Origin of the sequence: Buttiauxella sp. JUb87 (assembly GCF_004361975.1) — a bacterium.
GTDB classification, from domain to species: domain Bacteria; phylum Pseudomonadota; class Gammaproteobacteria; order Enterobacterales; family Enterobacteriaceae; genus Buttiauxella; species Buttiauxella ferragutiae.
On sequence record NZ_SNVY01000001.1, the window covers coordinates 147,979 to 164,995 of the forward strand.

Below are 17,017 nucleotides of genomic sequence, written 5' to 3' on the forward strand. Positions count from 1 at the left end.
CTCCCGAAACGGATGGCAGGAGTATCGGTGAAAGCGCGGGCAGATGCTTTCATGTAGTTGCGGCGCTTGCATATTCTTGCGGTTTTATTTACCGGAGGGATTGTTAATGGCTGGTAACAGGCTCGCGCACTACTTAAACTGTGACTCCTGAACTTTGATGGCCGCCCGTTATGACCCAGCCGTATCACGCATTTGAAAATCTTCGCCAGCACAACGCGGTGCTGGAAGATAACGTGCAGCTAGGCTCCGGGATTCAACTCTCGGCGTGGTCAAACAGCCTCGATCGCGTGACGCAATGCAGCGATCACCATACCTTGAGCATGTATGTGAATGAGGGCTACGAAACCTATCAGAAAACCTCGGCTGGCTGGAAGAATGGCGGCGGGCCGGACCGTTTTTGCCTGATGCCAAAAGAGAGCGAAACGACCTGGGATATCCGCAATCACTTTTCGTTTGTGCATCTGTATTGTACTGATGAGCATCTGCGCAATATTGCCGAGCAAATCTGGGATCGCAGCCCGGCGGCTATCCAGCTCGATGAGAAAATCTTCAGTGATGACCCGCGCATTACGCAGTTATATCGCCACTTTTTATTGAGCAGCGACTGGCAACAACAGGCAAATCATTTGATGTTAAGCACCGCATCGACATTGTTGCTCACCCACCTGGTGCAGACTTACAGCAATGTGCAGTGGCGCTTGCCGAATGTGCGTGGCGGGCTGGCTCCCGTGGTGTTACGCAATATCCAGGCGTACATTGAACAACATCTTAGTGAACCTTTAACCCTGACTGAACTGGCTGTAGAAGCGGGTTTGAGCGAGTTTCATTTTGCGCGCATGTTCAAGCAGTCGACACACCTTGCCCCGCATCAGTATGTGATGCAGCGGCGCATGTTACGCGCCGAAGCGCTGGTGAAAAATAGCCCGTTAACGTTGACCGATATTGCGATGGCTTGCGGATTTAGCTCGGCAAGCCATTTCAGCAATCGCTTTAAAGCCACAATCGGTGTGACACCTTCGCAACTACGCGCGGCGGGAAAGTGAGAACAGCGCGTAACAGATTCCACCCGCTACCAGTCCCCAAAAAGCAGAACCCACGCCCAACAAACTGACGCCTGACGCGGTGACCAAAAATGTCACTATCGCGGCATCGCGCTCCCGTTCGTGGTTTAACGCCTGAAACAAGCTTCCGGCGATGGTGCTCAGCAATGCCAAACCTGCCAGGGTATGAATATAAGCCACCGGGAGTGCGGTGAGTAATGTGGTTATCGAGCCGCCAAAAATACCGGCCAGTAAATAAAATACCCCAGCGGCTGCGGCGGCAAGCCAGCGTTTTGCCGGATCAGGATGAGCTTCGGAACCCTGGCAAATTGCGGCAGTGATTGCAGCAATACAGATTGAAAACACACCGAACGGTGCCAGCAGCAGAGCAATAGCGGCAGTCACGACAATCAGCGGTGAGACGGGAACGTCATAACCCGAAGCTTTTAGCGTAGCGACACCGGGTGCATTTTGTGACGCCATCGTGACGAGGAAGAACGGAATACCGATACCCAGCAAGCTGCTGAGTGAAAAATGCGGAGCCGTAAACTCAGGCATCACCATCGCCACAGGCACGCTGCCGCTTTGCAGATTTCCACTCATCACACAGACCAACAGACCAATAACCATGGCGACCACGACGGCATAACGCGGTGCCCAGGCTTTTGCCAACAACCAGCCAAGCAACATGCTCGCGCAAAGCAAAAAATTGCCCTGCAATGAAGTAAAGGCATCGAGGCCAAAGCGCAGCAAAATTCCCGCCAGCATGGCGGCGGAGAGTGTTGAAGGGATGAGGCGCATTAAGCGGGCGAACAGGCCGGTCGCACCACACAGCAGAATCAACAACGAGGAGAAAAGAAAGACGCCAACGGCTTCGTTTAGCGAATGCCCAGGCAGGCTGGTGGCGAGCAGCGCAGCACCTGGCGTTGACCAGGCGGTGAGAATCGGCGTGCGGTACCAAATTGTCAGTACCAGGGTGCTGATACCCATGCCAATCCCCAGCATCGTCAGCCAACCGGCAATCTGCATGGTGTTAGCACCTGCGGCCTCAGCGGCCTGCCAGATGATCGCTGCGGAACTTGCGTAGCCGACTAATACGGCAACAAAACCGGTCAGCACCGTCGGTAACGGAATCGAAATCGAGCGCATCATATCTTCCTTATTGTTGACGGCAAACTATAGCATTACAAACCGTTAACAACAGACCGGATGATATTGAAAAATCTGCAAGATCGTATTCTCGAATGTTGCTGCGTTATTCCGACTTATGCGAAGCATCTCCGAGATAAGCCAGCGCATCCTGGCGTTCCATTGGGCGCGAGAAGAAGTAACCCTGCATATATGGGATGCCACACTGTTCCAGCATATGGCGCTGTGTCTCGGTTTCGACACCTTCAGCAATCACCCGGAAGTTGAGGGTTTTAGACATATCCATCACCGCCTGCACAATAGACAAGCCTTTGTTTTCGATGTGTTGAATAAATGAACGGTCGATTTTAATGTAATCGATATTCATATTCTGGATAACAGAAAGGCTTGAATAACCGGTCCCGAAATCATCGACGGAAAATTTCACACCACACTTCTGCAACTGACTCACTTTATGGTTAACCTGCATTTGTTCAGACTGGAAGATCGATTCCGTCACTTCCAGGTGCAGCAAATGCCCGGGAATAGCCTGCTGTTCGATAACCTGCTTAACGTTATTCACAAAATCTTTATCGTAAAACTGAATCAGAGAAATATTCACGCACATGCAGATTTCGGCGTGGCCCTGGCGCAGCGTCACCAACATTTTGCAGGCTTCTTCCAGAACCCAACTGCCGATTTCGACAATGCGACCGCTTTGTTCCAGCAAGGGAATGAATTCAACAGGCGAGATTTCCTGGTCTTGATAATGCCAGCGTAGTAAGGCTTCAAAGCTGACAATCTGGCCAGCGGAATCAACAATGGGTTGATACACCAGACGCAGTTCCTGGCGCTCAAGTGCGCATTTTAACGCCTCGTTGAGCATGATTTTACGATGCAGATTGTGTTCCAGATTGAGATTATAAAAAGCCATGCGCTCCGGATATTTGCCCTTTTGCGAATACATGGCGATATCAGCCAGTTGGATAAGGCGCGTGACTGAGGTGTCATGTTCCGGGCACACTGAAATCCCAATGGTGGCGTTGAGGGTGATGGTTTGGTCGCCTAAATCTATGGGCTGAGAAAGGGTGGCGGTAATTTTTTGCGCCAGCGCGCGGATCGTCTGATGTCGGTTTTCTTTTACCAGCAAGATAAACTCATCTCCGCCCCAGCGGCACATTAGCGTGTCAGCGGCATTACAGCTTTTTAGCCGCTCACTGATATTCACTAATACGTTGTCGCCAGCATTATGACCGAGCGTGTCATTAATATTTTTAAAACCATCCAGATCGATAAAAAAGATGGCAAAGCCTGTTATATGGTGTTGGTTGAAATCTTGCTCTACACGTTCGACGGCAGATAAAAACGCTGTGCGATTGTATAAACGGGTTAACGAATCTTTATTCGAGATCTCATAAACTTCCTGAGTCCTGATGCGGATAGTTTCTTCCATGCGTGAGACCAGTTTTTTGTTTCTGTAACGTAACAAAATGGCTTCTTTAATATAATTTGCGGAACGAGCTGACGAGATGATCATTATTATCGTGAAGCAAATCCCCAGACCGCCAAGATTAATTTTATATTGTTCGGGCTGCATCATGAGCAAAACTGACATTGGTATCAGGATGATAATGTTGTATATCGAAGCAAGCATGAAATTAGCGGAAAGAATGCTGGTTGCGCCTCCGGCCATGGCGGCCAGAATCACATTGGTAGAGCTGAGTTCTTCGATAGAAAATTGTTGGTAGAAAATGACCGCATACAAGCTCCACATCAACGCGGTGAGCAAACATCCGCAAGAAAACCGCATGGTCCAACTCTTTCTGCTTTTGCCTTCTGGAGTGCTTTTTAACCACATGCGTGTATCAACAACTCGAACGGCGAGAATAGCTGTCATCACCAGCCACCAGATGACTTTTGCATGCAGATTATTATTGGTGAAAGTGAAGGCAAGGGTAGTGGCCGCAATAAAGGTAATCAGAATGCCGGGTAATGAGTTGCTGTAGAGCAACCGGACACCTTCTGATTGATAGAGCTTTGAGTGTTCGAGGTTTTTTGTCATTTTCAATTATCTTAACTCTGTCATTCATTTAGCTCCCACATAAACAGACCTAATATGATAACTCATGGTAATTATTTCCATTGTGAGTATAAATTATATCAATATCTAGTACAGCATCTTTAGCTAATTCAGTGTTATTACTGCGTGTGTTAAGCCCAGGAGGAAAAAAATCGCAGCGGAGGAGGCGGATGCACCATTTTCTATGGGTTGCGCAGCTCTTTGCATACGTGCCCAATCTGACTACAATGGCCGCCTTTCGCCCATAACACAGAAAACAAATTCACTATGCGCCTGCACGCCAATCATCTCGAATTACTCAGTCCTGCCCGTGATACCGCCATTGCCCGTGAAGCCATTTTGCATGGTGCGGATGCGGTTTACATCGGTGGGCCTGGCTTTGGCGCTCGCCATAATGCCGGTAACAGCCTGCAAGACCTTGCAGAACTGGTGCCGTTTGCCCATCGTTATGGGGCGAAAATTTTCGTTACGCTCAACACCATTCTGCATGACAACGAACTCGAACCCGCTCGTCATATGATCCACGACCTGTATCAGGCCGGTGTCGATGCGCTGATTGTGCAGGACATGGGCGTGATGGAAATGGATCTGCCGCCGATTGAAATTCATGCCAGCACCCAGTGCGACATTCGTAGTGTAGAAAAAGCGAAGTTCCTTTCTGATGTGGGTTTCTCGCAAATCGTGCTGGCGCGTGAATTGAACCTCAAACAAATTCGCGCTATCCACGAAAACGTTGATGCCACCATTGAATTCTTTATTCATGGTGCGTTGTGTGTGGCGTATTCCGGGCAGTGTAATATCTCCCACGCCCAGACAGGGCGCAGTGCAAACCGTGGTGATTGCTCCCAGGCTTGCCGTTTGCCGTACACACTTAAAGACGATCAGGGCCGCGTGGTGGCCTATGAAAAACATCTGCTGTCGATGAAAGACAATGACCAGAGTGCCAACCTGGCGGCGTTGGTCGATGCTGGTGTGCGTTCCTTCAAGATAGAAGGGCGCTACAAAGATATGAGCTATGTGAAAAACATCACCTCGTATTACCGTCAGTTGCTGGATGAATTAATGGAGCAGCGCACCGATCTGGTTCGTGCTTCTTCGGGCGTGACCTCGCATTTCTTTATTCCTTCGCCGGACAAAACTTTCCACCGTGGCAGCACCGACTATTTCGTTAACGAGCGCAAAATCGATATCGGCGCGTTTGATTCACCGAAATACATCGGCCTGCCAGTGGGCGAAGTGCTGAAAGTCGGCAAAGATTTCCTTGATGTGAATGTCAGCGATTCATTGACCAACGGCGATGGCCTGAACGTGCTGATTAAACGTGAAATCGTTGGTTTCCGTGCTAATACCGTAGAGAAAACCGGTAAAAATCAGTACCGCGTCTGGCCAAACGAAATGCCGGAAACCCTGAAAAACGTGCGTCCGAACCATCCTCTGAACCGTAACCTTGACCATAACTGGCAGCAGGCGTTGACGAAAACGTCCAGCGAACGCCGGATTGCGGTAGATATGGAGTTAAGCGGTTGGCAGGAACAATTGGTTCTGACGATTACCAGTGAAGAAGGTGTGAGCGTCAGTAAAACGCTGGAAGGGCAGTTCGAAGTGGCGAACAACCCAGAAAAGGCTTACGGCAGCCTGCGTGACAGCCTGGCGAAACTGGGGCAAACCATGTACCAGGCACGCAAAGTCGACCTGAATTTGCCTGCCGCGTTGTTTATTCCCAATAGCCAGCTTAACCAGTTGCGCCGTGAAGCTATTGACGAACTGAGCGAAGCGCGTTTGCAGCAGTACCAACGCGGCAGCCGTAAAGCGGTGAGTGAGCCTGCGCCAGTTTACCCTGATGAACACCTCACTTTCCTGGCTAACGTCTACAACCACAAGGCGCGTGAATTTTATCAGCGTTACGGCGTGAAACTGATTGATGCCGCTTATGAAGCGCACGAAGAGAAGGGCGAAGTGCCGGTGATGATCACCAAGCATTGCCTGCGTTTCGCCTTTAACTTGTGTCCTAAGCAGGCGAAGGGTTCGGTGAAAAGCTGGAAGGCGACGCCGATGCAACTGGTGCATCAGGATGAAGTGCTAACGCTGAAATTTGACTGCAAGCCGTGCGAAATGCACGTGATTGGCAAAATGAAGAATCACATTCTCAAAATGCCTTTGCCGGGCAGCGATATTGTGGCGTCCATTAGCCCAGACGACTTATTGAAGACGATGCCGAAACGCAAATAAACATTGTTGGATGACGCTGCGTTTATCCGACCTGGGTGACTGATTCTACAATGGTTTTGTAGGTCGGATAAGCCTAAGCGTCATCCGACATTGGCTGCTTAACTCTGCGCCCGCAACTGGTCAATCATCCAGCGCCCTGCGGGCCCAGGTGGCGTTTTGTTCGACCACAACACATCCACGTCAATACGCTGCGGCCAGCCTGCAACCGGCAACTCTTGCAAAACATCGTGACCAAACTGCTCGACCAGCCAGCGCGGCAAAATCCCCCAACCAAACCCTTGCTCCGCCATCTCCAGCAGCATCAGTAATGACGGTGACGACCACGTCGGGCCGCCGCTTTTGTTGCGCGTCGGGTCGGTAAAAGTACTCAAACTGAGCTGACGCACGGTTTGCAGGGTGTCCATCTCGACGGCAGGCAAGCGGGCTAACTCATGCTGGCGGTGAATAAAAATCGCCATCTCAGCACCGACCTGCAAACGAGCCACCGTGACATCCACCGGATAACGTGGCTGCACACGCAATACGCCAACGTGGGCGCGGCCAATCTGAATCAGGTCGATAACGTCTTCATCCTCGGCAATCAAACATTCAAACTCGATATCCGGAAAGCGTTGCGAAAAACGTTGCAGGATTGACTCGTGGTGTGCGGTTTGCCAGACATCAGACAGCACGAAACTCAGACGCGGTTCGACATCGCCCGCCAGGCGTACCGAGACTTCATTCAGCCGCTCGCTGGCCGCCATAATTGACTGGATGTACGGCAAAATATGCTTCCCCTGGTCAGTCAAAACCGGCTGGCGACTCTGGCGATCAAACAGCGTCACCCCTAAATCTGCTTCCAGATTGGCAATCGCAGCACTCACCGTCGACTGGCTTTTCTTGAGCTTACGTGCCGCTGCAGAAAACGATCCGGTTTCGACTGCCTGCAAAAAGGCTTCCAGGGATTCGGGAGAATATTTCATTATCTATCGCTTTTATCGATGGTTACTAACTTCAGTCTACCAGTAATAGCGATGATAATACGCCGCATAGCCATATTGCTTGATTTATCTGGAGTGAGTTTTATGCAGTCTCAAAAAAGAACATTTGCCGAGCGCGTCGTGCATGCGGTGGGTTTTGAAGTTATCGCCATTGCGATTTGTGCGCCGCTGGCGGCGTGGATTTTTAACAAGCCGATTTCCCAGATGGGCGCGCTGTCGATAATGCTCTCCACCGTGGCGATGGTGTGGAACATGATTTATAACGCAGGGTTCGATAAGTTTTTCCCGGTGGGACAAGAACGCCGTTTGCCGCTGCGTATTGCTCACTCGCTGGGATTTGAAGGCGGTTTTATTCTGATTGGTTTGCCGTTGGCTGCCTGGATGCTCGATATTTCACTGCTTCAGGCGTTTATGGTCGAAATTGGTTTCTTCCTGTTCTTCTTGCCGTATAGCGTAATTTATAACTGGGGCTATGACACATTGCGTGGCCGCTGGTTTCAGCCGCAGGCGGCTTCCACAAAATAGTGCAAATGGCGGGAGGCGCTAACGTCATCCACCATTCACGCCAGTTTTGTCGGAAGACGCTGCGCTTTTCCGACCTACGAAAGCGCGATACCGCCTGTTTTGCGCGCCACAATAAACAGCCGTGGGAACAACATCAGCACATTGCCATCGTGTTGTGGCGGATAGGCTTGCTGTAAAAGCGCGTGGTAACGCTCGAGAAATACCTGCTGCTGAATGTTATCGAGTTTGGCGAGGTATGGACGCAAACCGGTCGAACTGAGCCAGGCAATAATTGCTTGCGCAGACGGCATGACGTGGAAATAGGTGGTGCGCCAGATATCCACGCTGCAACCTGATTGCGCCAGCAAATCGTAATATTGTTGGGCGGATAACAACGCCTCACGTCCGGAATCTCCGTACCCTAGTTCAGCCGCCACCTGGCGCATCAAGGTGTGTGTCGGCTCTTGCCAGTTATCCGGCATCTGTACCGCTAAAACCCCGTTATCCGCCAGTTGTGCCGCCAGGTGCGGGAACAACTGAGCATGGTCACTTAACCACTGCAAAGACGCATTCGCATAAATCACATCTTGTTTTATTGTGGGCCGCCAGTGCGCCACATCAGCATTTTCAAACTGGCAATCAGGCAGTGCGGTTCGTGCCTTTTCAAGCATCGCCGGAGAATTATCAATGCCCGTTACCGTCGCCTGTGGGAAGGCTTTACGCAACAATGCAGTGCTGTTACCGGGGCCGCAGCCCAAATCAGAAACGTGTTGCGCCTCAGGCTGCTGAATACGCGCGGCTAATTCCGCGGCTGGGCGGGTACGTTCGGCTGCAAACTGCAAATAAAGAGCGGGGTTCCAGTCCTGCATCGGTTGATCCTCAGACTAAAATGAATGAATCGGAAATTGTGCATCTCATAGATTACGACAAAATGCGTTAACGTGATGTCAATAATCTGGCAAGGAAAACCAATATGAAAGTGACACGCAAACAGCAAAAAATCGTCCTGCGTACCCTGGACGGCTGGCGTCAGGAGGGGGTTATTGACGAGGCAGAGCAGCAGCGGCTGCAACAACATCTCTCGCCGCAACTTTTTGACTGGCAACGGTTAAGCCGTTACGCCTTCTGGATTGCATTGGCTTGCGCGATTATCGCCATTGGAAGCCTGGTCGCCGATGAGTATTTAGTGGCGCTACTGTTTGATTTTGGCTATGCCACCCGTGCCATTATTCTGGCGCTAATTGCCACGGCTTGTTACTTCTGGGGCTTTCGTCGCCAGAAACACACGCCAGAAAAGCGCTACAGCAACGAAGCGATCATGTTCCTCGGCGTTTTATTCACTGCACTCACGTTGTCACAAGTGGGTATGGCGCTGGATAACGGTAGCGGGAACGTTGCGCCGCTATTTTTACTGGGCTGTGCGATTTACGCCGCGATTGGCTACCTGAGCCGTTCGGGGTTGATCTGGCTGTTCTTCCTGTTGTCGTTGGGTAGCTATTTTGGGACATCTACAGGTTACGCGTCAGGATGGGGCGCTTACTGGCTGGGTATGAATTACCCGATTCGTTTTGTGTTGTTTGGTGGCGTATTACTTGCCGCCTGCTATCTGCTGCAAAAGCCCTTACAGCAGCGTAATTTATTGAACACCAGCAAAGCGATGGGCTTGTTGTATCTGTTTATCGCGTTATGGATTTTGTCGATCTTTGGCAATTACGACTTCGATATCTGGCAGAGCGTGCGCCAAATTGAACTGCTGCACTGGTCGCTGCTGTTTGCGCTCGCGGCACTGGCGTGTATCTGGATTAGCCTGAAAACCGACGACGGCATGCTGCGAGGTTTTGGGTTAACCTTCCTCGGGATTAATCTTTACACGCGCTATTTCGAACTGTTCTGGGACGGCACCAATAAGGTGATTTTCTTTCTGTTACTGGCCATCTCACTGGCGCTTGTCGGGCGCTATGCCGAGAGAATTTGGCGAGTGGGGGAAGCGGGAAAGTCACACTGAGACTGTCTTTTCTCCTCATCTTTTGCGAGGATAGCGCCAAATTTCGGCTATTAGCAAAAGGGTAACAAAATGGCTAAGCATCCTACGGGCAAGCATCTGCGTGCGCCAATCGTGTTCAACGACAAAAACGTGTTGGTTTATGTGGTGCGCGGTTCAAAAATTGAAGATATGCCAGCAGACGAAGATGAGGACTATCCAGGCGATATGCAGATGCTGATGCCGCAGTTGTCAAAAGAGTTTGATACGGAGTTAAACGAAACTCTGGAAGAGTGCGGGTCGGGCGATGTGATTGTCTTTATGTGTACCACTGACATGATTTTTGAGTACGGTTACTCGAAGATTAAAACCATGCGCAGTGCTTAAACTATTGCCTGCCTGATAAAAGAAAACCCCGGTGGATTACCGGGGTCACTAGACAGGTGTTGTCGGATGGCGCTAGCGCTTATCCGACCTACGAAAAGGTTTAGCATCAGTCTCGGTTTGTTCTGCGGTTACTTAGTGCTGATAAAAAATCTCACCTTTCATAGCGCGTAAAATTTTCCCTTCCGCGTCGCTAATCAACACGTAGTTGCCGCCCATGTACGTCCAGTGGCTACCCGCTTCCGGGGCTGGCAGGTTTCTGATTTTCCAGGCATCAATCTGATAGGGTTTAGTACGGTACAGATCCGGTACGATGTCGCCAATTTTGAATGGCTTATAATCGGCATGGAACTCGGTGATTTCATAAGAGTTTTGTGGTGCAGGGGCCGCAACCGGAGCCTCTGCAGCAGGAGTTGCAACCGGAGCATCTGCTGCCTGAGCGGTCAACGCCATAGGTAAAGAACCGGCCATCAGGGCCGCAGAAAAAAACCACACATTCAATTTACGCATATCTACTCCAGATAAATTCATCTGCTGAACTAATAAAATAATGCCGTTATCTCTATCACGTTGTTTAGCGTCAAGTAATCATTTTTTCGTTACCTGAAGTAAATGCTTTGCGGTATGCCGCGGGAGTGGTCGACAGCTTAGCGCGGAAATGATGGCGCAATGTGGCGGCACTGCCAAAGCCGACACGCTCAGCAATGTCGTCGATGGACAACGTGCTGCTTTCCAGTAAATCACGGCAGCGTGTCAGGCGCATGTTCAGCAACCAGCGTGAGGGTGTGGTGCCGGTAGTCGCGGCAAAACGGCGCAAAAAAGTTCTCGGGCTCATGCCGATAAACGCCGCCAGTGACTCAACGGTATGCTCATCGGCAAGATGACTTTGCAAAAAATCAAATAGCGGGCTGAGGCGCTGGCTTTCATAAGCCGCAGGTATCGGTTGTTCGATAAACTGCGCCTGGCCGCCGACGCGATGTGGCGGCACGACAAGCCTGCGTGCCACGCTGTTGGCGGCAAACTGGCCGTAATCACGCCGCACCAGATGCAAACTCAAATCAATGCCTGCGGCACTGCCAGCGGATGTCAGCACCGAGCCATTATCGATATACAACACATCCGGCATCACCTGAATATCAGGATAACGTTGTTGCAGCTTTTCGGTATAACGCCAGTGCGTTGAGGCCTGTAATCCATTGAGCAAACCGCTGGCTGCCAGCACAAACACACCGGAACAAATCGACATAATCCGTGCGCCACGCGAATGTGCCGCACGTAATGCTGTGCAGAGTTCTTCGGGAACCGGTGCGTCGGCACCGCGCCAGCCAGGTACAATAATGGTTCCGGCTTGCTCCAGCAGAGAAAGCCCACCATCCACCGCCAGGCGAATGCCACCGGTCGCTCTGAGTTCACCAGGTTCAATACCCGCCACCGCAAATCGATACCAGTTATCGCCCATTTCCGGACGCGGCAGGCCAAACACTTCCACTGCCACACCAAATTCAAAGGTGCACAGGCCGTCATACGCTAGTGCAACAACAAGAGGGTTTTGCAACGGTGTATCCCGAACGATTGTCATGATCTTCACGTTATCTGTCATTTCTGCCATACGTCAAGCTACACGCTGCGCTCTATAGTGAGATCTCACCACTACGAGGAGGTTTTATGAGTCACGTTACTGATTTTCCCGCTGCCGCCCCAGAAATTGCCGCCGCTCATTTTCTTCAGCGCCTGAACCTTGAAACTGATTGCGATGATGTACACAGCGCGATGAAAGAAGGGGATATGGATTTTGTGCTGCTGCATGTTGTCGGCAGCCCTGAAGCTTATGCCCGTCGCCACATTGCTGGAGCGCTACATTTGCCGCATCGTGAAATATCAGCTGAGCGCATGGCGCAGTGGCCGGCAGATACCTTGTTTGTGGTTTATTGCGCCGGGCCGCATTGCAACGGAGCAGACCGCGCGGCGCTAAAATTAGCGCGCCTGGGGCGTCCGGTGAAAATAATGATTGGTGGGATTACCGGTTGGGCAGATGAAGGATTTAGCTTCGCCTGAGCGCGGAATTCGCTATCCGTGAGGCGAGAAGTGAGTGTAATCTTGCCATCACTTTGTCATGTCTAAAGGAAGTTACAATGTCGATTTACAGTGAAACTAATGCGCAGTTCATTCTTGGTTTAACCAATTTGTCTGCCATCCTTGAGAAGGCCGCCCAGTGGGCGAAAGAGAACGGCAAATCGGAAGAGAGCCTGCTTACGGCGGCACTTGCAGAAGACATGTATCCGCTGGTGCGCCAGGTGCAAATCACCACCGATATGGCAAAACGTGCCGTTGCACGCCTCGGCCGCGTTGAAGCGCCAGTTATGGAAGATAACGAAACCACGATTGCGCAGCTTCAGGCGCGTATCGAAGCCACCATCGCGTTCATGAAAGGGATTAGCGATGCGCAACTCGATGGTGATGACGAGCGCCAAATTGTGGTGATGGCACGCGAGCACGAACTGCGTTTCACCGCGCGCAACTACGTGTATAAATTTGCCACACCAAACTTCTATTTCCACTTCACCACTGCCTACGACATCCTGCGCCAGGCGGGCGTGCCGTTAGGCAAACGTGATTTTGTGGGCCAAATCTAATCTACCTATACCCTAAATAATTCGAGTTGAGGAAAGGCGGCAAGAGAGCGAATCCCGATGAGCTTAGTCAACTAAGTGAATTGGGTGAGCGAACATAGCCAATGCATCATCAACTCGAAGTATGACGGGTATTGTTAGCTCAGCCGATAATGGCGATTTGGGCGCAACTTCTCGGGCAGATGCTCATTCTCATCCATATCGTGTAAATCCCGCTCAATGGTGTTGCAGATGGCATCCAGCGGCAGGTCATTGTCTTCGGTGCCAAACGGCTCCTCCAGTTCTTCTGCCAGCGTGTCGAGCGAAATAAAGGTGTAGGAAATAAACACCGACAAAAATGGTGTCATGTAGTGCAGGTCGGTGACCAGTGCAAACGGCAGCATGATACAAAACAGATACACAGTGCGATGCAGAATCAGCGTGTAGGCGAACGGGATTGGCGTACCGGCGATGCGCTCACAACCTCCGGCTACCGCCGAAAGATCGTTAAGATGATGATTCAAAGCGCTCCACACCACGTCGGAAATTAAGCCTTGTTTGCGCTTATCGGCTAACCAGTCTCCCATCAACAGCAATACGCGATTACAAGGTGCGTGGCTTTGTATCACCCATTGTAAGTCATCATTGGTGAGGAATTTTTTCAGTGTTTCTTCAGGCGGGCGTTTACGCAATGTCAGCCGCAGAGCATGGCTAAACGCAATCTGCAAATTCACAAACTCCGTGACCTGGTTTTCATGGTTGCCCAGCAGGCTTTTGATCTCGCGTAATAATGAGCGCTGAGTAATCGCCAGTTGCCCCCACAGCGTACGGGCTTCGTTAAAGCGGGCGTAACAGACGCTATTTCTGAAACCCAAAAATATCGCTATCGCCACGCCGAGAATACTGAAGGGTGCGATGGTGAGTTTTATGCCGAGCGTTTCATACCACGGTAGAAAGAAAATCACGCTGATCGACAACGCGACATTCAGCAGCAGGCGCGAATAGATTTTTTGTAGAACCGAACCATGCCAGACAAATAAGCGGAATAACCAGTGTTGCTGCGGACGAACAATCATAATCAGGAGGCTCAAAAACAGGACATCATATTTAACGGCAAACTGTGACGCAGATCAACTTACACTTCACACTGGGTTAACAACATGAATTATTTTCAATAACCATGAAAGATCTTCGTTTGTCCTCAAGTCGCGCATCTGCCATTCTCCGTTACATAATATGGCCGTCCAGATGGCTAAATATTCAAACCATGAATTATCACCTCGCTAAATTAGTTAGCCAGGTCAGCGGAGAAATCACATGCCACACTCTTTGCCACATCGCGCGCCATTCCGTGCCGACATTGTCGGTAGCTTCTTACGCCCAGCCACCATCAAAAACGCCCGTCAGGCATTTGCTGCCGGTGAGATTGACGCCACTCAGTTGCGTAAAGTGGAAGATGACGCCATCCGCGCATCAGTTGAGCAGCAATGCGCTTGTGGCCTGCATGTGGTGACGGATGGCGAGTTCCGCCGCGCCTGGTGGCATTTTGACTTTTTCGACGGTCTGCAAGGTGTGGAGCGTTATGAATCTGAGCAGGGCATTCAGTTCAACGGCGTGCAAACCAAAGCGCACAGCGTGCGCGTCATCGGTAAACTGGGGTTTGGTTCGCATCCGATGCTGGAAGATTTCCGCTATCTGAAAAGCATCAGCGGTAGCGCAGTGCCGAAAATGACCATTCCAAGCCCGAGTGTGCTGCACTTCCGTGGTGGCCGCAATGCCATCGACAGTACGGTATATCCTGATTTAAAAGAGTATTTTGACGATCTCGCCACCACATGGCGTGATGCAATTCAGGCGTTTTACGTCGCAGGCTGCCGCTATCTGCAACTTGATGACACCGTGTGGGCCTATTTATGTTCCGACGCCCAGCGTGCAGAAATCCGCGCTCGCGGTGATGATCCAGACCAACTCGCACAGATTTATGCGCAAGTGCTGAATAAAGCGCTGGAAGGCAAACCGGACGATTTGACCATCGGCCTGCACGTTTGTCGCGGTAATTTCCGTTCAACGTGGATTTCAGAAGGGGGTTACGAACCAGTTGCGCAAGTGCTGTTTGGCAGCGTGAACGTCGATGCGTTCTTCCTTGAATACGACAATGATCGTTCGGGCGACTTTGCACCGCTGCGCTTTGTGCGTCCGGGTCATCAGCAGGTGGTTTTAGGTTTGATCACCACCAAGAATGGTGAGCTGGAAAACCCACAATTGATTGAAGACAGAATCAAAGAAGCGGCGAAATATGTCGATATCAACCAAATTTGCCTGAGTCCCCAGTGTGGATTTGCCTCCACCGAAGAGGGCAATAGCCTGACGCCTGAGCAGCAGTGGAATAAAGTTCGTCTGGTGACGGAGCTTGCCCAAAAGGTGTGGTAAACGGTTTTGTCGGATTCGGTGTTGTAGGGTGGATACGCGCTTGCGCGTCATCCACCACTTTCACAATACTTACGCCAGCTTAAATACCGCTACTGTTTCATTTAGCGCCTGTGACTGCTCTTTTAGTGACATCGCCGCAGCGGAAGCTTGTTCCACCAACGCGGCGTTCTGCTGTGTTACCACATCCATTTGAACCACGGCCTGGTTGATTTGCTCAATGCCACGGCTCTGTTCTCCGGTAGACACCGCAATCTCTTCCATCAAACTGGTCACTTGCTTAATTGCGTTAGAAATACGCTGCATGCTTTCGCCTGCACGGTTCACCAGGTTGCTGCCAATGTTCACCTGCTCACCAGACAACTCAATTAACTCTTTGATCTCTTTGGCGGCCACGGACGAACGCTGCGCCAGGTTGCGTACTTCAGATGCGACCACGGCAAATCCACGCCCTTGTTCGCCAGCCCGCGCGGCTTCTACCGCTGCATTCAGCGCCAGGATATTGGTCTGGAAAGCGATGTCTTCAATGATGCTAATGATATTATCGATTTTGCTGGAGCTGGACTCAATATTACGCATTGAATCAATCACATCACTGACGATTTCGTTGCCGTCATTAGCCGCAACCAACATGCCGCTTGCCAGTTTATTGGCCTGATGTGAATGGTCAGAGGTCAGTTTCACCGTAACGGTAAGCTGCTCCATACTGGCCGCCGTTTCACCCAGTGATGCCGCCTGTTCTTCGGTTCTGGCAGACAAGTCGGTATTGCCTGCGGCTATCTCTTCAGAGGCGTAAGCCACGGTCTGGCTCGACTCACGTACCTGGCCGATAATACTCGCCAGCGAAACACGCATTTGCTCCAGTTCGCGCATCATCGCGCCAATTTCATCTTTGGCGGTGGCGACAATCGGCGTATGCAGCATGCCGTTAGCAATTTCCGTACAGTGTGATTTCGCCTTATCCAGCTCGTTCAATACCCGTTTTTTCAACAGCCAGAATACTGCGCCAAGAATTACGGCGAACAGCAGGGCAAAAACAGCGATGCTCATCAGGCTCTGATTGAAACTGGCCTGCGCATCCTGGTTCAATTGCTGGGCGTGCTGTTGACGAAATGCCAGCAGTTTATCCAGCGTCACCTCAAATTGCCTGTCGAGTTGTGGCAGTGTAGACGTCACCAGAGCGCGAGCTCGCGCGGCATCGTTGGCTTTCACGGCATCAAGCAACGGTTGCAAACCTTGCTCGCGATAGTTAACAAATGCACTCTGATAAGCATCGCTCAGCACTTGTTCACCTGGTTGTTTCGGTGCATCAAGATATGCCTGAAACGCAGAGTTGGCCTTCACCAACACCCCCTGCGCCCCGGTGAGTGCGGTATTCCCTTGCTCACTCAACCCTTGCTCATGTTCTTCTAACGCTTCCATAGCGCGAACACGCATCGTGCGGCTGTGGTTAATAGGGTCAATGACCGATAACACCACGCGGATCTCGCGGTTGACGTTATCCAGAGATTGATTGCTACGAGTTAATGACCAGATGTTGGATGCAGTGCTAACCAGAAAAATAATCAGTAATGTACTGAAAACTAAAATCGAAAAACGCCTGACGGACATGCGATACCCTTATGTTGAAAAAATAATCTGACTCGTTTCAGCCA

General features: G+C 50.9%; 16 protein-coding genes. 8 read left to right on the forward strand and 8 right to left on the reverse strand.

The annotated features are described in order from the left end of the window. The first annotated feature begins 170 nt into the window (after positions 1–170). Positions 171–1,043 (forward strand): helix-turn-helix domain-containing protein, encoded by an 873-nt coding sequence (locus EC843_RS00665; protein ID WP_133521379.1) that lies wholly within the window; start codon positions 171–173, stop codon positions 1,041–1,043. Here the strand turns inward: EC843_RS00665 and EC843_RS00670 are convergent. Together EC843_RS00670 and EC843_RS00675 are read right to left on the reverse strand one after the other, a co-directional pair. Next, positions 1,023–2,189, reverse strand: coding sequence for a benzoate/H(+) symporter BenE family transporter (locus EC843_RS00670; protein WP_064547082.1), 1,167 nt, complete (start codon positions 2,187–2,189; stop codon positions 1,023–1,025). The two genes, EC843_RS00665 and EC843_RS00670, sit on opposite strands and share 21 nt — an antisense overlap. Before the next feature lie 106 nt (positions 2,190–2,295). After that, positions 2,296–4,230 (reverse strand): GGDEF domain-containing phosphodiesterase, encoded by a 1,935-nt coding sequence (locus EC843_RS00675; RefSeq protein ID WP_121813369.1) that lies wholly within the window; start codon positions 4,228–4,230, stop codon positions 2,296–2,298. A gap of 285 nt (positions 4,231–4,515) precedes the next feature. Between EC843_RS00675 and EC843_RS00680 the strand changes: the two genes are divergently transcribed. Next, a complete protein-coding gene (locus EC843_RS00680; protein WP_133521380.1) occupies positions 4,516–6,477 on the forward strand; it encodes a U32 family peptidase in 1,962 nt (653 codons plus the stop codon). Positions 6,478–6,575: 98 nt separating this feature from the next. On the opposite strand, the gene EC843_RS00685 is transcribed toward EC843_RS00680, so the two are convergent. Continuing rightward, entirely contained in the window at positions 6,576–7,439 is an 864-nt protein-coding gene (locus tag EC843_RS00685; RefSeq protein WP_133521381.1) for a LysR family transcriptional regulator, read from the reverse strand. A 102-nt stretch (positions 7,440–7,541) separates the two neighbouring features. Here EC843_RS00685 and EC843_RS00690 point away from each other — a divergent pair, with 102 nt between their 5' ends. Beyond that, positions 7,542–7,982, forward strand: coding sequence for a multidrug/biocide efflux PACE transporter (locus tag EC843_RS00690; protein WP_133521382.1), 441 nt, complete (start codon positions 7,542–7,544; stop codon positions 7,980–7,982). A gap of 74 nt (positions 7,983–8,056) precedes the next feature. Here the strand turns inward: EC843_RS00690 and tam are convergent, their stop codons facing one another. Further along, positions 8,057–8,830 (reverse strand): trans-aconitate 2-methyltransferase, encoded by a 774-nt coding sequence (tam, locus tag EC843_RS00695; RefSeq protein ID WP_133521383.1) that lies wholly within the window; start codon positions 8,828–8,830, stop codon positions 8,057–8,059. Between the two features lie 104 nt (positions 8,831–8,934). On the opposite strand from tam, the gene EC843_RS00700 reads away from it, so the two are divergent. Beyond that, positions 8,935–9,966 (forward strand): DUF2157 domain-containing protein, encoded by a 1,032-nt coding sequence (locus EC843_RS00700; RefSeq protein ID WP_133521384.1) that lies wholly within the window; start codon positions 8,935–8,937, stop codon positions 9,964–9,966. A 69-nt stretch (positions 9,967–10,035) separates the two neighbouring features. Next, positions 10,036–10,329 carry a hypothetical protein gene (locus EC843_RS00705; RefSeq protein WP_064547068.1) on the forward strand — a complete coding sequence of 98 codons (294 nt, stop codon included), beginning with the start codon at positions 10,036–10,038 and terminating at the stop codon, positions 10,327–10,329. Between the two features lie 132 nt (positions 10,330–10,461). On the opposite strand, the gene EC843_RS00710 is transcribed toward EC843_RS00705, so the two are convergent. Next, positions 10,462–10,836, reverse strand: coding sequence for an RcnB family protein (locus EC843_RS00710; protein ID WP_064547066.1), 375 nt, complete (start codon positions 10,834–10,836; stop codon positions 10,462–10,464). Positions 10,837–10,906: 70 nt separating this feature from the next. Continuing rightward, complete coding sequence (gene ftrA / locus EC843_RS00715; RefSeq protein ID WP_243739105.1) at positions 10,907–11,905, reverse strand: transcriptional regulator FtrA; 999 nt, start codon at positions 11,903–11,905, stop codon at positions 10,907–10,909. Between the two features lie 86 nt (positions 11,906–11,991). On the opposite strand from ftrA, the gene EC843_RS00720 reads away from it, so the two are divergent. Next, positions 11,992–12,381, forward strand: a complete 390-nt coding sequence (locus EC843_RS00720) for a rhodanese-like domain-containing protein (RefSeq protein WP_133521385.1) — start codon at positions 11,992–11,994, stop codon at positions 12,379–12,381. Positions 12,382–12,458: 77 nt separating this feature from the next. Beyond that, positions 12,459–12,959, forward strand: coding sequence for a DUF1993 domain-containing protein (locus EC843_RS00725; protein ID WP_064547062.1), 501 nt, complete (start codon positions 12,459–12,461; stop codon positions 12,957–12,959). Between the two features lie 134 nt (positions 12,960–13,093). Here EC843_RS00725 and EC843_RS00730 read toward each other — a convergent pair whose 3' ends face one another. After that, complete coding sequence (locus EC843_RS00730; RefSeq protein ID WP_121813376.1) at positions 13,094–14,011, reverse strand: bestrophin family ion channel; 918 nt, start codon at positions 14,009–14,011, stop codon at positions 13,094–13,096. Between the two features lie 241 nt (positions 14,012–14,252). Between EC843_RS00730 and EC843_RS00735 the strand changes: the two genes are divergently transcribed. Next, positions 14,253–15,365, forward strand: coding sequence for a cobalamin-independent methionine synthase II family protein (locus EC843_RS00735; RefSeq protein WP_133521386.1), 1,113 nt, complete (start codon positions 14,253–14,255; stop codon positions 15,363–15,365). A gap of 69 nt (positions 15,366–15,434) precedes the next feature. Here EC843_RS00735 and EC843_RS00740 read toward each other — a convergent pair whose 3' ends face one another. Continuing rightward, positions 15,435–16,973, reverse strand: coding sequence for a methyl-accepting chemotaxis protein (locus EC843_RS00740; protein WP_121813378.1), 1,539 nt, complete (start codon positions 16,971–16,973; stop codon positions 15,435–15,437). Positions 16,974–17,017 lie beyond the last annotated feature (44 nt).

Bases quoted from the DNA above. Each gene is read 5' to 3' on its own strand.
- EC843_RS00740 (WP_121813378.1), bottom strand. From the start codon at position 16,973: ATGTCCGTCAGGCGTTTTTCGATTTTAGTTTTCAGTACATTACTGATT.
- EC843_RS00720 (WP_133521385.1), top strand. From the start codon at position 11,992: ATGAGTCACGTTACTGATTTTCCCGCTGCCGCCCCAGAAATTGCCGCC.
- EC843_RS00725 (WP_064547062.1), top strand. From the start codon at position 12,459: ATGTCGATTTACAGTGAAACTAATGCGCAGTTCATTCTTGGTTTAACC.
- EC843_RS00670 (WP_064547082.1), bottom strand. From the start codon at position 2,189: ATGCGCTCGATTTCGATTCCGTTACCGACGGTGCTGACCGGTTTTGTT.
- EC843_RS00685 (WP_133521381.1), bottom strand. From the start codon at position 7,439: ATGAAATATTCTCCCGAATCCCTGGAAGCCTTTTTGCAGGCAGTCGAA.
- EC843_RS00665 (WP_133521379.1), top strand. From the start codon at position 171: ATGACCCAGCCGTATCACGCATTTGAAAATCTTCGCCAGCACAACGCG.
- EC843_RS00700 (WP_133521384.1), top strand. From the start codon at position 8,935: ATGAAAGTGACACGCAAACAGCAAAAAATCGTCCTGCGTACCCTGGAC.
- tam (WP_133521383.1), bottom strand. From the start codon at position 8,830: ATGCAGGACTGGAACCCCGCTCTTTATTTGCAGTTTGCAGCCGAACGT.
- EC843_RS00735 (WP_133521386.1), top strand. From the start codon at position 14,253: ATGCCACACTCTTTGCCACATCGCGCGCCATTCCGTGCCGACATTGTC.
- EC843_RS00690 (WP_133521382.1), top strand. From the start codon at position 7,542: ATGCAGTCTCAAAAAAGAACATTTGCCGAGCGCGTCGTGCATGCGGTG.
- EC843_RS00705 (WP_064547068.1), top strand. From the start codon at position 10,036: ATGGCTAAGCATCCTACGGGCAAGCATCTGCGTGCGCCAATCGTGTTC.
- EC843_RS00675 (WP_121813369.1), bottom strand. From the start codon at position 4,230: ATGACAAAAAACCTCGAACACTCAAAGCTCTATCAATCAGAAGGTGTC.
- EC843_RS00680 (WP_133521380.1), top strand. From the start codon at position 4,516: ATGCGCCTGCACGCCAATCATCTCGAATTACTCAGTCCTGCCCGTGAT.
- EC843_RS00710 (WP_064547066.1), bottom strand. From the start codon at position 10,836: ATGCGTAAATTGAATGTGTGGTTTTTTTCTGCGGCCCTGATGGCCGGT.
- EC843_RS00730 (WP_121813376.1), bottom strand. From the start codon at position 14,011: ATGATTGTTCGTCCGCAGCAACACTGGTTATTCCGCTTATTTGTCTGG.
- ftrA (WP_243739105.1), bottom strand. From the start codon at position 11,905: ATGACAATCGTTCGGGATACACCGTTGCAAAACCCTCTTGTTGTTGCA.